Raw genomic sequence first — 14227 nt, 5'->3', positions numbered from 1 at the left:
AGCAACGCTTTAATAATATATTTTTGCACCTGAATATATAACATACCAATACTATGTCGCATCACAACGAAGAAGAAAAAAACTTTGATTACGTATTTTACCTGGTAGCATTGATCAGCGGTGCTTTTGTAGGCGCAATTATAGATAGGGGCTTTATATGGATACCCGTAGGCGCCATTTTCGGCTTGCTTACTGCTGCTGTATTCATTAAGTTTTTGGTAAAAGGCCGTGAAGAGGTCTGATAGCAGCCTCCCTTCATTTATACGAAACTGGAACCAGTTTTACGGCATCGTGCTTGTATGGCTGGTTTTTTTGATTTCTATATTCTGGCTTATTACCCGCTCTTTTGAATGAGCTTAACCGATTGGATAGTTCTTGGCTGCACACTGCTTGCCATTGTTGCTTACGGTGTTTTTAAAAGCGGTAGCAATAAAGATATAGGGCAATACCTGGGCAGCCGCTCGTTGCCATGGTACCATGTAGGGCTATCGGTAATGGCCACACAGGCCAGTGCAATTACATTCCTGTCTGCCCCCGGGCAAGCCTATGGCGATGGCATGCGCTTCGTGCAGTTCTACTTCGGGCTACCGCTGGCCATGATTGTGCTGTGCGTAACCTTCGTACCCATCTTTCATAAATTAAAGGTTTATACCGCCTACGAGTTTTTAGAAACCCGGTTCGACCTTAAGACCCGTGCCCTTACTTCCCTGTTGTTTTTGATACAGCGCGGGCTTTCTACGGGCATCACCATTTATGCACCCTCCATCATCCTATCAGGTATATTGCATATCAATATTACCTATACTACCCTGTTCATTGGCGGGTTGGTGCTGTTCTACACCGTTTATGGCGGCAGCAAGGCGGTATCGTACACGCAACTGCTGCAGATGACCATCATTTTCTCGGGGATGTTCCTGGCAGGGTTGTTCGTAGTGTTGCTGATGCCCTCAGATATCGGCTTCCTCAAATCCGTCAAGCTGGCGGGCAACCTGGGCCGCATGAACGTTATCGACTGGCACTTCGACCCAAAAAGCCGCTACAATGTGTGGAGCGGTATTATAGGTGGGTTCTTTTTGCAGCTGGCCTACTTCGGTACCGACCAAAGCCAAGTGGGCCGCTACCTCACGGGCTGCTCGGTAGAGCATAGCCGCCTCGGCCTCATCATGAACGGCATGCTCAAGATACCTATGCAGTTCCTTATCCTGCTGTTGGGCGTGTTGGTGTTCAGTTTTTACCAGTTTAACCGCCCACCTGTGTTCTTCAACAATTACGAGGTAGAGCAGGTAAAGAAAAGCAGCTATGCCCCGCAGTTTAACCAACTGGAAGCGCAGTATAATAAAACCTTCGACGAGCGGCGGCTTAAGGTGGATAACCTGTCCAAAGCACTGGATACTAATAATCCGGAGCAGGTTGCCAGGGCAAAAGCCGAGCTAAGCAGCCTTAATAAACAAGCCGGACAAATACGTGCCGATGCCATCGCCGTTATCAAAAAAAGCAACGATAAGGCTAATACCGATGATACCAACTACGTATTCCTCACCTTTGTTACGCAATATTTGCCTAAAGGCTTGATAGGGCTGCTCATCGCCGTGATATTTTTGGCATCCATGGGTTCTACGGCCAGCGGGTTAAACTCGCTGGCATCCACCACTGCGGTTGATTTTTACAAGCGCATCATTAACCCCAACGCATCAGATAAAAGCTATGTGAACGCGTCGCGCCTGGCCACCGTTTTCTGGGGTGTGGTATGCATCGGCATGGCCCTTTACGCCAGCAAAATTGGCAATCTGCTCGAAGCTGTGAACCAATTGGGCTCTTACATTTACGGCACCGTGCTGGGTGTATTTGTTGTTGCCTTTTACTTGAAAAGCATAAGGGCAACACCTGTATTTATCGCGGCGGTACTTACCGAGCTGATTATCCTTTATATGGGTTACAAAGAAACGGTAGCCTACCTTTGGCTAAACCCAATAGGCTGTTTTGCAGTGATTATAATTGCGGCAATTTTAAATACCTTTATCAAACCCCGGCAACCCGCAATTAATTAAGCATGCAAGCAACAGCCGTATCGGCGAATAAAAAACTTTACGGACTAGACCATCTGCGGGCATTCGCTATTTGTTATGTGCTGATATACCATTACCGCCTGTTTGGCCACCCGGATTGGGTCGGCAACATTGCTCCCTTCGGATGGACGGGCGTAGACCTGTTTTTCGTGCTGAGCGGATACCTCATCTCCTCGCACCTGTTTGCCGAACTGGGCAAAACCGACAGCATATCGCTCAAAACGTACTTCATCAAACGGTCTTTCCGCATATTGCCGGCCTACCTGTTTATTGTGGCGGTGTATTTTTTGATACCCGCCTACCACGAGCGCGAGGCATTATCGCAGCTTTGGCGTTTCCTTACCTTCACCAAAAACTTTGGGATGGATACCCGTGTAGAAGGTACATTTTCGCACTCCTGGTCGCTTTGCGTAGAGGAGCAATTTTACCTGGTGCTGCCCGTGGTTCTACTTGGGCTGGCTTATTTTAAGGCAGGGAAGAAGGGCATGCTGCTGCTTGCCGGTGTGTTTATATTGGGCTTCGCGATAAGATGGGTGAGCTGGCAAAGATTGGTGCCTTATCTGGATACCGATGCCCAGGGTGCATTATACCGAACCTATATCTATTACCCAACCTACAACCGGTTAGATCCGTTATTGGTGGGCATCGCGATCTCTGCATGGTATCACTACCGGCCTGGTATTATTCCCAAAATAGCAAAGGCTGCCAATTTGTTAATACTAGCAGGTATGACGGTGCTGATAGCAGCCTATTTTGTTTCCAAAGACGAAGGCAAAATACTGGCCCCGCTTTTTGGCTTCCCACTGGTAGCTATTGGCTACGGCCTAATCGTGATGGCGGCAGTGCACCCGGCGAGCATCTTGTTCAAGCACCGTTCTGCCATTACCGAAAAAATCGCAACGCTATCTTATAGCCTCTACCTATCGCACAAAGGGCTGATGCCTTTAACCCAAAAGTTGCTTGCACCTTACGGCATCAACCCTAATAGCAACCTGGCTATGCTGATATGCTTTACCGTTGTGGCGATAGGTGCCATACTATTGCATGTTATAGTAGAAAAACCATTTTTGAGGATGCGCGACAGGGTACTAAAGCCAAAGCTTCAACCTATCGCTGTGCCAGCCTAAGCGTCTTGAAGTAGATAACTTGAGTGGGAAACAAAAAGATTAACCGTCCAGCAGGAAAACAAAAAGCTCTTTTGGCCCGTGGGCACCTAAAACCAATGTCTTCTCGATATCGGCAGTGCGGCTGGGGCCGGTTACGGTGGTTATCATCGATGGGATGCGGTCGGCATATTTTTCTTTGATCAGCTTGAAGCCGTCTTTAAGGTCCATTACCAGTTGCGAGGTATAAGCCAGCACGATGTGTACCGGCGGGTAAATGCTTAGCCTGCGGCCAGCTGCATTTGCGTTGGAGAGCATAATGCTGCCATTGCGGGCTATCAATGCCTCGCAAAGCGTAAAGCCAACTTCGGCCTGTTCAAAATCTTTATCGGTTTCAAAAAAAGGATACTCGTAGGTATTGAGCACCTGCTGCAGGGCGGGTTCCCAGCAGTATATCTTGTGCCATTTACGCTCTTCGGCAAGTTCCAGCAGGTTTTCTATAAATTGTACCTCGTCTTCGCAGAAAACGAACTGGCCGCTAACGGCGGTAAATTGCTCCGCAAAAACCACTTCCAGCAGTTCGTCATCGGGCGGGTACATCGGCAGGTCTTCCAGAGAGGGGTAGGGATTATCGCGCTTCTCTAAAAGCGCCTTGCGCACTTTCTTCAGCAGCTTTTCTTTCGATGTAGTAATATCCCTCATGTTAAGCCTTTAGTATAAAGTAAAAAGTCGTAAGCCGTTCCTAATTTCAGGACTTTAGACTTACGACTTCAGACTTTTTAAATATTAATCCTTGCCTATCGGGTCTTCCTCGGTTCCTTCAATCCTCGAAAGTTCGGGGTTTATCAGGCTATCCGGGATGGCGTTGTTATCCGGTATCAGGGTAGGCTCACCGTTAACGAATTTATCGTACGCTGTACGATGTTCAAACGGGCGCTTGCCTAATATATCTTCCAAATCCGACTGGAACAGCACTTCTTTCTCCAATAGTTTCAGCGCTACAGCCTCTAAGCCCTCGCGGTGTTTGATCAGCAGCTCTTTGGTGCGGGCGTAAACCACATCCACCAATACACGTACCTCGGCATCTATCAACTCGGCCGTGGCATCAGAATAAGGCTTGATAAACTGGTTCTCGCCTTGCGGATCGTAAAACGACAGATTACCTACCTTATCGTTCATACCATATATTTTCACCATGCCGTAAGCCAGGCGGGTAATGCGTTCCAAATCGCTCAGGGCACCAGTTGTTACCTTGCCAAAAACAATGTCTTCGGCAACGCGGCCACCCATCGATAGGGTCATGTCGTCAATCAGTTCTTCTTTGGCTACCAAAAAGCGTTCGTTTGGCAGGTACTGGGCGTAACCCAATGCAGCCACGCCACGCGGAACGATGGTTACCTTAACCAGCGGATCGGTATGTTCCAAAAACCAGCCTGCTATAGCATGGCCTGCTTCGTGGTAAGCAACCACGCGTTTTTCTTCGGGAGAGATGATTTTGTTCTTCTTTTCTAAACCACCAATTACACGGTCTATCGCGTCCTGGAAATCCAGCATATCTACTGCTTCTTTGTTCTTACGGGCAGCAATCAGGGCAGCCTCGTTACAAACATTGGCAATTTCGGCACCTGCAAAACCCGGGGTTTGTGCAGATAGTTTCTTGGCATCTACGCCTTCAGATAGTTTGATAGGCTTTAAGTGAACCTTAAATATCTGCTCACGGCCAATCAAATCGGGTTTATCAATAGATACCTGCCTGTCAAAACGTCCCGGGCGCATTAATGCAGAGTCCAGCACATCCGGGCGGTTGGTAGCAGCTAATATGATGATACCGCTATCGGTACCGAAACCATCCATCTCCACCAATAACTGGTTAAGCGTGTTTTCGCGCTCATCGTTACCACCTACAATATTGTTTTTACCACGTGCACGGCCAATAGCGTCAATCTCATCAATAAAGATGATACAAGGCGCCTTATCTTTAGCCTGGCGGAACAAATCGCGAACACGCGATGCACCCACACCCACAAACATCTCCACGAAATCGGAACCCGAAAGCGAGAAGAATGGCACCTGCGCCTCGCCTGCAACGGCTTTAGCCAACAGGGTTTTACCTGTACCCGGAGATCCTACCAGCAATGCGCCTTTTGGTATCTTACCGCCCAGGTTAGTGTATTTTTTAGGGTTTTTAAGGAAATCTACAATTTCCATAACCTCTTGCTTGGCTTCTTCCAAACCGGCAACATCATTAAACGTTACCGATACCTGAGCCTCTTTATCAAACAGCGTAGCTTTTGATTTACCTATGTTGAATATCTGACCACCGGGGCCACCGCCACCGCCGCTTCCCATGCGGCGCATAATGAATAACCAAACGCCCACCAGCAATACCGCCATAATGATGCATTGCACCAACCAGTTGCTCAGCAGGTTTTCTTTGCTTTGCTGGTATTCTATAGAGGTTACCTGTCCATCGTTTACGCTTTTATCAGCCGCGGCTATAGAGGCTTTAAGACTTTCGTAAGAAGCATCGGTAAAGTAGTACTGTGGTCCGTCGGAATTTACCTTTAACGTGCCGGTGTTTTTGTTGGCATCTTTATATTCAGGTTTATTAAGGCTGTCTGCTTTAATGTAAACCTCGGCCACGATCAAATCGCCGTTTTTGTAAGCACTTACTTTCTCAACGTCGCGCTTTTTAAGCATGCTGTTGGCAAAACGCTGAAAGTTGATTGCTTTGCCGCTGTTGCCACCTATTAGGGTTGGCACTATCACTATGCCTATGAGGGCTATAGCGTACAACCACATCAGGTTGAATTTTGGCGGTTTAGGCGTAATCTTTTTATTCGGTATTTTCCTTATCGGTTTCTGGCCATCGGCCTTTTTATCGTTTTCCATTTTTACAAGCTCATCTATCAATAATAAATCATTAAAAAGGGCATTTTTTGTCGAGCCTTACTTAAGCGCTTTTATAGCTTTTAATTTCAGCATCGCCCCATAAATCTTCAACACCATAATACTCGCGCTTATCGGTGCGGAAGATGTGTATCACAACATCAACATAATCCAGCAGTATCCATTCGCCATGTTGCAGCCCTTCCTTGCGCCAGGGGTCCTGCTGCGTGGCTTTATAAATTTCCTCCTCAACGCTGTTTGCTATTGCTTTTACCTGTGTGGCAGAATCGGCGTGGCAAATCACAAAATAATCTGCTACCGAGCTTTTGATGTTCCGGAGGTCGAGCCTCACCAGTTCATTCCCCTTCTTTTCCTGCATGCCGTGTATGGCCAGTTCAGAAATGTAGGTGGATTCATTTATCACTTTACTTTTTACCATCAAAAAGAATTAGTTTTGAACGATTGGGGTTTATAAATTATTATACGTTGCAAAATAACATAATTTCAGGATTATTTGTTGGACAAAATTTAGTGACACTAAAAGAAGTTGACTCCACCAATAATTTCCTCAAAAATATCCTGTCAAATTCCAAGCCAGTACCCGAAGGTACGGTCATTATGGCAGAAAGCCAATACGCGGGCCGCGGGCAGCACCAAAACACATGGCATGCCCAGCCGGGCAAAAACCTAACCTTCAGCCTATTGCTGAACCCTGCTTTTTTATCGCCAACCAGGCAATTCGACCTCACAAGAGCCGTTAGCATAGGGATTTACGATGCCTTGCACCCTTTACTGGGCAGTGCCCTCAAGATTAAATGGCCCAACGATATCTACGTGGGCAACCGCAAGCTGGGCGGTATGCTAATTGAAAATATGATACAGGGCGGACAAATACGCCACTCGGTAATTGGCATAGGCCTCAACATAAACCAGGATGATTATCCCGAAAGCGCCGGGAGTGCCATATCATTACGGCAGATATTACATAGGGATTATGATTTAAAGGAGATATTATCCCAAATTTGCAGCCATATAGAAGGCTGGTACCTGCAATTGAGGGCCGGAAAGATTGATGTAGTAAGGAATACGTACCTGGGCCGACTATATCGGTTAAACGAAGAGGCCGATTTTGCATCTAATGAAAAGCCGTTCCGGGGTACTATCATCAACGTTACCGAAACCGGCCTGCTAGTGGTATTGAAAAATAGCGAAGAAAACATATACGATTTAAAGGAAATTACGTTTTTGAATAAAATAACATGAAGAAAGTATTTTTAGTAATAGCAGCATTGATAATGGCTGTGGGCGCAAAGGCCCAGATAGAATCGCCGGTGAAGTGGTCATATGCCGCAAAAAAAGTAAGCGCAACAGAAGCCATCGTTTATTTGAAAGCGAGTATCCAAAGTGGCTGGCACATTTATTCGCAAACGGTTAAGGATGGCGGCCCGATTAAAACATCGTTTACCTTTACTCCATCAAAAGATTACGCGCCGGTAGGCAAAGCCCTGGAGCCAAAACCGATAACCAAATACGAAGACGTTTTTAAGATGAACGTAGGCTATTTTGAAAAAGAAGTTGTGTTTAGCCAGAAGATAAAACTAAAATCGGCCAAGGCCAGCGCGGTTAATGGCAAGGTAGAGTTTATGGTTTGCAACAACGTGAAATGCCTGCCGCCCGATGAAGTTGCATTCTCTATCCCTTTAGGTAAATAATATTTAACGCCGGATAGCTGATGACCCCTACTAACACCCGTGGCAGCAAGCTGCGCAACCTTATATTGTTCCTTGCGGCTATACTCACCTTTGCTGTTCTTGCGCCAAACAGCGCAAAAGCATTCCAAAAGGCAGATGCAGGCGCGCCTTCCGATTTGCAATTTACTGCCATACCTACCGCTGCAGACAGCATAGCTATCCGCAAGAAAGCCGATTCGGTAGCGAGAGCAAAGACGGATTCGGTTGCAAAGGTGCAGGCAGCGGCGAAAGCAGCGGCAGCAGCAAAAGCCCCGAAATCGCTTTGGCAGCTTTTTGTAATAGGTTTCCTCGGGGGATTTGCAGCCTTTTTACTGCCATGCGTTTATCCAATGTTGCCACTCACCGTTAGTTTCTTTACAAAAAAAGGGGGCACCCGGGCCAACGCAATATGGCAGTCGGTTCTATATGGGCTATCCATTATTTTTATTTATGTTTTTTTCGGCTTGCTTATTACGTTGGTTTTTGGTCCGGCCGCTTTAAATGCGCTGGCTACCAACGGCATTTTTAACTTCTTTTTCTTTTTAATGTTGGTGGTATTCGGCGTATCGTTCCTGGGTGCTTTTGAGATAACCCTACCGAGTTCATTGGCAAACAAACTTGATCAAAACTCCGATAAAGGGGGGCTTGCAGGCATATTTTTTATGGCATCTACCCTGGTGGTGGTGTCATTTTCATGCACAGGTCCGGCTATTGGCGGGGTATTGGCAAGTGCCTTCACCAAGGGTGAAAGGCTTGCTCCAATAATTGTGATGTCGGGCTTTTCGTTAGCAATTGCGTTGCCGTTCACCATTTTCGCCATGTTCCCATCCTTGCTTAAAAGCCTGCCAAAATCAGGCGGTTGGCTTAATAGCGTAAAAGTGGTTTTGGGCTTTATAGAGATTGCCTTTGCGCTTAAATTTTTATCGAATGTAGATCTCGCTTATCATTGGAACCTGATAGACCGCGAGGTTGTTTTATCTATATGGATAGCCATTGGGGTTTTGTTGTCCTTATATCTGATTGGCAAAATAAAATTCGCGCATGATAGCGATATTAAACACCTCACGGTAACACGCACCTTTTTTGCCATGGCGGCATTTGCCTTTACCGTTTACATGATACCGGGTTTATGGGGCGCACCACTAAAATCCATCAGCGCGCTGCTTCCCCCGCTAAGCACCCAGGATTTTGATTTATCTGCAGGCGGCAGCCCAACTGCAGCGGCCCCGGCCAACACTACCACCATCAAAGTAAAAAAATACGAGGAGCTTTTTAAGCGCCTGCCGAAAGTGAAAGGATTAGAGGAATGGTACGATTACGACCAGGCCATTGAGGTTGCTAAACAACTGCATAAACCCATATTGATTGACTTTACAGGCTGGAACTGTGTTAATTGCCGCAAAATGGAGCAGGAAGTTTTTCCAGACCCTGCAATTTTGAAGAGTTTGCAAAACGATTTTGTGATGCTTCAAATGGTCATAGACGAAAAGACAGATCTGCCCGCTGCGGAGCAGTATAAATCCACAGTGACGGGCAAAAACATTACTACTATTGGCGGTAAGATGCTGGATTATGAGATATCCAAATACAACTCTAACGCGCAACCGTTTTATGTAATCGTTAATGAAAAAGGCGAATCGCTTGTGCAGCCACAGGGGGCAAGCGATATAGAAACCTTTAAAGCATACCTTGCCAGTGGCCTTGCCGCTTACAAAGCTGCCAAATAAGCCCGCCATTTAAATCAATATAAGCTCATCGCCTTTTATAGCATTCATTCTCGCCGAAAAAGTGTAAATTCGCCGTGATTTTGGGGAGCAGTGTATAGCTAACACTATTTACGCCGCCTCAAAGCCATGCAAACACACTTATACAGGATATAGGGCGTTTCCCTCTGAGACAAAATGACGCAGATTAAAAAAATAGGACTCTTTACATCGGGCGGCGACGCGCCGGGAATGAATGCTGCTATCCGCGCGGTAGTACGTACCGCCAAATACTATAATATCGAAGTAATTGGCATACGCCGCGGTTACGAAGGCATGATAAACGGCGAATTTTTCCCGATGGACGGAAAATCTGTTGCCAACATTATACAACGTGGCGGCACCATCCTTAAAACTGCCCGCAGCGAACAGTTCAAAACCGCCGACGGCCGCCGCCTGGCTTACGACCAGTTGATGAATCACGGCATACAAGGCCTTGTCGCAATCGGCGGCGATGGTACCTTTACCGGCGCACGCATATTTGGCAGCGAATACGATATGCCGGTTGTTGGCCTTCCCGGTACTATAGATAACGACCTTAACGGCACCGATTTTACCATCGGTTACGATACCGCCATTAATACCGTAATTGATGCGGTGGATAAGATACGCGACACGGCGGAATCGCATGACAGGCTTTTCATAGTAGAGGTAATGGGCCGCGATAGCGGGCTGATTGCCTTGCGCACCGGCATCGCATCGGGCGCGGAAGCCATCATCATCCCCGAAACCAACAGGGATATCAATGCCTTGATGGAGCGCTTAGAGAACGGGCGTAAGGATAAATCATCAAAAATTGTGATGGTAGCCGAAGGCGAAGACCCGGGTGGCGTATTTGAGATAGGCCGCCAGGTAAAAGAAAAATTCCCGAATTACGATACCCGCGTATCTATTTTGGGCCACATACAGCGTGGCGGTAAGCCCTCTTGTATGGATCGGGTTTTAGCAAGCCGCGTGGGTGTTGCCGCTGTTGAGGCCCTGCGCGACGGGCACCGCAACGAGATGATCGGCATCGTTCACAACGAAATCTCCTATACGCCGTTTGAGCACGCCTGTAAACATCACGTAGAAATAAATGCCAACTTTTTGAAGATAGTAGAGATATTATCGATTTAAGCCGCTAAAAATGAAAACAAAAGCGCTATTTATAGCGTTTTTTGCAAAACCCTTGCCGCATTAGGCAGGGGTTTATTATTTTAGTGCGCATACAAAAAATTACCCCATGGAAATATTTACCGACCCGGAAGCCTGGGTATCCCTCATAACGCTGACTGTACTGGAAATCGTACTCGGTATTGATAACGTGATATTCATCTCTATCCTGTCGGACAAGTTGCCCAAAAACCAACAGGCACGCGGGCGCAAACTGGGTTTGGCCGGGGCCATGATAACCCGCGTTTTGCTGCTGCTATCAATTACGTATGTAATGAAACTTACCAAGCCGTGGTTTAACCTTTCGGATTTGATTGGTGTTACCGACCCTGAATGGGTAGAGAAACTGGCCATCTCGGGCCGCGATCTGATACTCCTCATCGGCGGGATGTTCCTCATCTACAAAAGCACGGCCGAAATACACCATAAAATAGAGGGCGAAGAAGACGACGCCGGCAAAGTAAAACCCAAATCGTTTTGGGCCACCATCTTCCAGATTATGCTGCTGGATATCGTGTTCTCGCTCGATTCTGTAATTACGGCAGTAGGCATGGCCAGCCATGTAGAGATTATGATAGCCGCCGTGGTAATAGCCGTGGGCATTATGATGTGGGCATCGGGCGGCGTGGCGGCATTCGTAAATAAACATCCTACGGTGAAAATGCTGGCACTCTCCTTCCTGCTGCTGATAGGCGTATCGTTGATAGCCGAAGCTTTGGAGCAGCATATCCCGAAGGGGTACATCTACTTCGCTATGGCTTTCTCGGTACTGGTAGAGATGCTGAACCTGAAGATGAAGGGAAAGCGTACGGCAAATGCAGCAAAGGCGGCCAAAGCAACGGCTAAGAAATAAAGCTAAGCCGGTTTACCTTAAGATGGTGACGTATCCGCTGAGCATTTGGTTTTTGAAACCAAGATAGATTACGTAATAATAGGTGGAGGCCGGCAAAGCCTTGCCGTTCCGTGTGCCGTTCCAGGCGGTTTGGTACCCACGCGATTGGAACACCTGGCTGCCATAACGATTATAAATATTTACGACGCAGTTAGGGTAGCTTGCAATGCCGCTGATGGTCCATACATCATTCGTTCCATCGTCGTTTGGTGTAAAGGTGTTTGGCGCTGTAACCTGCTTTACAACATAAACGGTTATAGGTTGGCTATGCGCCGGCGTACTGCAGATGGCTGTAGGGGTAGCCGTACAAGTTACGATATCGCCGTTTGTGAAATCATTGCTTGCGAAAACCGTGCTGTTGTCTCCCGCAGGGCTACCATTGATATACCACTGGTAAATAACATCGCCAATTGCATCCTGCACTGTGGCCGTAAAAGTAATTGTGGTTCCCTCCAATACCGAATTTAACGAAGCCTCGATGCTTACCGAGGGTGTTTGCGGCGTTACCAGATCTACAGTTAGCGCATTAGAAGGCACCGGATAACCGGCAACGCAATTATCATCGGTATTGGTGACGGTACAGCTAACCACATCGCCTTTTTTAAGCGAAGTGCTGATCAGCCTATCGCTATTAGTACCTGCATTTGCGTTGTTTACTTTCCATTGATAACCTGGATGGGCACCCCCATTTTGTACGCTGGCTGTAAAAGTTATGGTGCCACCTGCGCATGGCGAGGCATAGCTGGCCGAGATATTAACAGATGGCAACAGCGGCATTACCACCGTTAGCGTTCGCGATACCGGCGTGGCCGATACGTATAAGGGCGGGTTTGCATTTTGAGAAACAGTGATGACTGCGTTCCCTACGCCCATGATATGCACCTTGCCAGCCGGAGAAACCGTAGCAACTGCAGGGTTACTGCTGGTAAAGGTTAGGGGTATAACAGCATTTGAGGAGGATGTTTCGGTATCGAAATCGGCATCGCAAACCGTTTTAACGGCAATAGGCGACATATCAACTTCCAAATGCTCTACTACCGTAAGTTGCTGGCTTACCGCGTTGGCTGGATAATAGTTGGCGTTACCCACCTGGTTAGCTGTTATAGTAGTAATGCCCGGCCCTACTAAATGAATTAAGCCATTGGCTGTAGGCACGGCCACAGCGGGATCGCTGCTGGTGTAAACAATCGGCGTTTCGGTATTGGTGCTTGTTCCACCCGGATCATAGTTGTTGTTTGCATCTAATTGCGGATCCTGCTGCGAAGGAAGGGTAATGATGGAAGGCTTTAAAGGTGGGGTAGCCTGTACCGCAATGCTTAAGGTTGTGGTGCTGCTGCCGCCACCATTGTAAGCCGTTATGGTATATTCAGTAGCAGGCCAAAGCGCTGTAGGCTGGCCCGAAACTATGCCCGTAGTGGCATCAAAAACAAGGCCCGGCGGCAGCACCTTGTCAATAGTATAGCCCGATACGATTAGCTTTTTCGCGAGATCGGCTGTGCCGACAAATAAATTTCCGCGTCCATCAAGCATTATTCCAATGGGAGAGCCAAAAAAGTTCTGTCCGTTAGGGTCTCCGCTCACTGGTATTATTGTTACGATACCTGCCGGCGACACCCGCTTTATCCGGCCTTCATTTTGGTCGGCAACGTATAAATTCCCGGTTCCATCTATCCTAAGTTCTCTGGGGAAAGTAAAGCCTGTTGCAAAAGTTGTTACATCGCCGGCGGCGTTTATCTTGCGGATAACGCCATTAGACGAGTCGGAAACATACAGGTTGCCCGCAGCGTCGACCTCCACGGCGGTTGGGGTAGAAAATGAGACAGATAGCCTGGGCCCATTGGTTTGGGTTCCCCCGCCGGCATAGGTAGTAACTACTCCTGCGGGTGTTATTTTGCGTATGAGGTTGTTGGCCTGGTCGGCAACGTAAACATTTCCTGCAATATCAACAGTCAGACCCCGGGGATTGTTAAAGCTTGCGGCGGCCCCGGTGCCATCATTTGCCCCGGGTGTAGGGTTGCCCGCCAAAGTAGATACCAGCCCGCCGGGGGTTATTTTCCTGATCATGTTGTTAGCCTGATCGGACACATATATATTGCCGGCGGCATCTGTAGCCAATGCATCGGGTGTGTTGAAAGATGCTAATGTTCCCTGGCCATCAGCAGTACCAATGGCTCCGCTTCCGGCGAAAACAGATTGCGCGCCCGGCGCGGTTACCTTGATAATCTGGTTATTGCCCCAATCGGCCACGTAAACAACGCCTGCCGCATTTACAGCTACGCCGGTAGCGGTAGAAAACCCCGAAGCATAGTCACTTACCTGGCCATAAATAGTGGCCGGTACGGCACCGCCGCTGTTAGTCGGCACAATTGGCGTTATGGGCGCATTGATAAGAAAAACCTGCGGCGTTTGATAGCTGATATTGGGCGGAGGGACAGTTGTTATAACCTGGTTTACAGCAACGCTTGAATTGATTGTTTTTTTGTGTTGAGGCGCAGCATATGTGACACTGTACCGGGGTGCTTGGGCAAAAGCACAATTGAAGCTTAAACACAAGCAGAAAAATAAAATAAGCCGGTAAGCGCTATAGTGCATCAGGTGTCGGTTCTAACAAATCTATTCCCATAGATACGAA

General features: G+C 47.6%; 12 protein-coding genes. 8 read left to right on the top strand and 4 right to left on the bottom strand.

Annotated features, from left to right (window positions below):
- Window positions 1-53: 53 nt before the first annotated feature.
- The 3 genes from AC1DXC_RS01845 (at window position 54) to AC1DXC_RS01835 (ending at window position 3193) form a co-directional block, all read left to right on the top strand.
- A complete protein-coding gene (locus AC1DXC_RS01845; RefSeq protein WP_477457420.1) occupies window positions 54-242 on the top strand; it encodes a hypothetical protein in 189 nt (62 codons plus the stop codon).
- Window positions 243-350: 108 nt separating this feature from the next.
- Window positions 351-2048 carry a sodium:solute symporter family protein gene (locus AC1DXC_RS01840; RefSeq protein WP_477457419.1) on the top strand — a complete coding sequence of 566 codons (1698 nt, stop codon included), beginning with the start codon at window positions 351-353 and terminating at the stop codon, window positions 2046-2048.
- Between the two features lie 2 nt (window positions 2049-2050).
- Complete coding sequence (locus AC1DXC_RS01835) at window positions 2051-3193, top strand: acyltransferase family protein (RefSeq protein ID WP_477457418.1); 1143 nt, start codon at window positions 2051-2053, stop codon at window positions 3191-3193.
- Between the two features lie 39 nt (window positions 3194-3232).
- On the opposite strand, the gene AC1DXC_RS01830 is transcribed toward AC1DXC_RS01835, so the two are convergent.
- The 3 genes from AC1DXC_RS01830 to rsfS form a co-directional block, all read right to left on the bottom strand.
- Window positions 3233-3871: a LutC/YkgG family protein gene (locus AC1DXC_RS01830; protein WP_477457417.1), complete on the bottom strand. Its 639-nt coding sequence runs from the start codon at window positions 3869-3871 to the stop codon at window positions 3233-3235.
- Window positions 3872-3955: 84 nt separating this feature from the next.
- Window positions 3956-6061 (bottom strand): ATP-dependent zinc metalloprotease FtsH, encoded by a 2106-nt coding sequence (gene ftsH, locus AC1DXC_RS01825; protein ID WP_477457416.1) that lies wholly within the window; start codon window positions 6059-6061, stop codon window positions 3956-3958.
- A 61-nt stretch (window positions 6062-6122) separates the two neighbouring features.
- Entirely contained in the window at window positions 6123-6497 is a 375-nt protein-coding gene (gene rsfS, locus AC1DXC_RS01820) for a ribosome silencing factor (RefSeq protein WP_477457415.1), read from the bottom strand.
- Between the two features lie 92 nt (window positions 6498-6589).
- On the opposite strand from rsfS, the gene AC1DXC_RS01815 reads away from it, so the two are divergent.
- From AC1DXC_RS01815 to AC1DXC_RS01795, 5 genes are all read left to right on the top strand, one after another.
- Entirely contained in the window at window positions 6590-7321 is a 732-nt protein-coding gene (locus AC1DXC_RS01815; protein ID WP_477457414.1) for a biotin--[acetyl-CoA-carboxylase] ligase, read from the top strand.
- Window positions 7318-7770, top strand: coding sequence for a protein-disulfide reductase DsbD domain-containing protein (locus tag AC1DXC_RS01810; RefSeq protein ID WP_477457413.1), 453 nt, complete (start codon window positions 7318-7320; stop codon window positions 7768-7770). The genes AC1DXC_RS01815 and AC1DXC_RS01810 overlap by 4 nt, the downstream gene beginning before the upstream one ends.
- 20 nt (window positions 7771-7790) lie before the next feature.
- Window positions 7791-9515, top strand: coding sequence for a protein-disulfide reductase DsbD family protein (locus AC1DXC_RS01805; protein ID WP_477457412.1), 1725 nt, complete (start codon window positions 7791-7793; stop codon window positions 9513-9515).
- A 174-nt stretch (window positions 9516-9689) separates the two neighbouring features.
- Window positions 9690-10667: a 6-phosphofructokinase gene (pfkA, locus tag AC1DXC_RS01800; protein WP_477457411.1), complete on the top strand. Its 978-nt coding sequence runs from the start codon at window positions 9690-9692 to the stop codon at window positions 10665-10667.
- A gap of 106 nt (window positions 10668-10773) precedes the next feature.
- Window positions 10774-11556, top strand: a complete 783-nt coding sequence (locus AC1DXC_RS01795; protein WP_477457410.1) for a TerC family protein — start codon at window positions 10774-10776, stop codon at window positions 11554-11556.
- 12 nt (window positions 11557-11568) lie between these two features.
- Here AC1DXC_RS01795 and AC1DXC_RS01790 read toward each other — a convergent pair whose 3' ends face one another.
- The gene (locus tag AC1DXC_RS01790; RefSeq protein WP_477457409.1) at window positions 11569-13959 is read right to left on the bottom strand and encodes a T9SS type B sorting domain-containing protein; all 2391 of its coding nucleotides are present in this window, start codon (window positions 13957-13959) and stop codon (window positions 11569-11571) included.
- Window positions 13960-14227: the final 268 nt, after the last annotated feature.

The sequence above is a fragment of the Mucilaginibacter sp. P2_D11 genome (genome assembly GCF_056404435.1).
The sequence above is the reverse complement of the archived record's forward strand: the minus strand, read 5'-3'. Positions and strand labels throughout refer to the sequence as shown.

Bases quoted from the DNA above. Each gene is read 5' to 3' on its own strand.
- AC1DXC_RS01845 (WP_477457420.1), top strand. From the start codon at position 54: ATGTCGCATCACAACGAAGAAGAAAAAAACTTTGATTACGTATTTTAC.
- AC1DXC_RS01840 (WP_477457419.1), top strand. From the start codon at position 351: ATGAGCTTAACCGATTGGATAGTTCTTGGCTGCACACTGCTTGCCATT.
- AC1DXC_RS01835 (WP_477457418.1), top strand. From the start codon at position 2,051: ATGCAAGCAACAGCCGTATCGGCGAATAAAAAACTTTACGGACTAGAC.
- AC1DXC_RS01830 (WP_477457417.1), bottom strand. From the start codon at position 3,871: ATGAGGGATATTACTACATCGAAAGAAAAGCTGCTGAAGAAAGTGCGC.
- ftsH (WP_477457416.1), bottom strand. From the start codon at position 6,061: ATGGAAAACGATAAAAAGGCCGATGGCCAGAAACCGATAAGGAAAATA.
- rsfS (WP_477457415.1), bottom strand. From the start codon at position 6,497: ATGGTAAAAAGTAAAGTGATAAATGAATCCACCTACATTTCTGAACTG.
- AC1DXC_RS01810 (WP_477457413.1), top strand. From the start codon at position 7,318: ATGAAGAAAGTATTTTTAGTAATAGCAGCATTGATAATGGCTGTGGGC.
- AC1DXC_RS01805 (WP_477457412.1), top strand. From the start codon at position 7,791: ATGACCCCTACTAACACCCGTGGCAGCAAGCTGCGCAACCTTATATTG.
- pfkA (WP_477457411.1), top strand. From the start codon at position 9,690: ATGACGCAGATTAAAAAAATAGGACTCTTTACATCGGGCGGCGACGCG.
- AC1DXC_RS01795 (WP_477457410.1), top strand. From the start codon at position 10,774: ATGGAAATATTTACCGACCCGGAAGCCTGGGTATCCCTCATAACGCTG.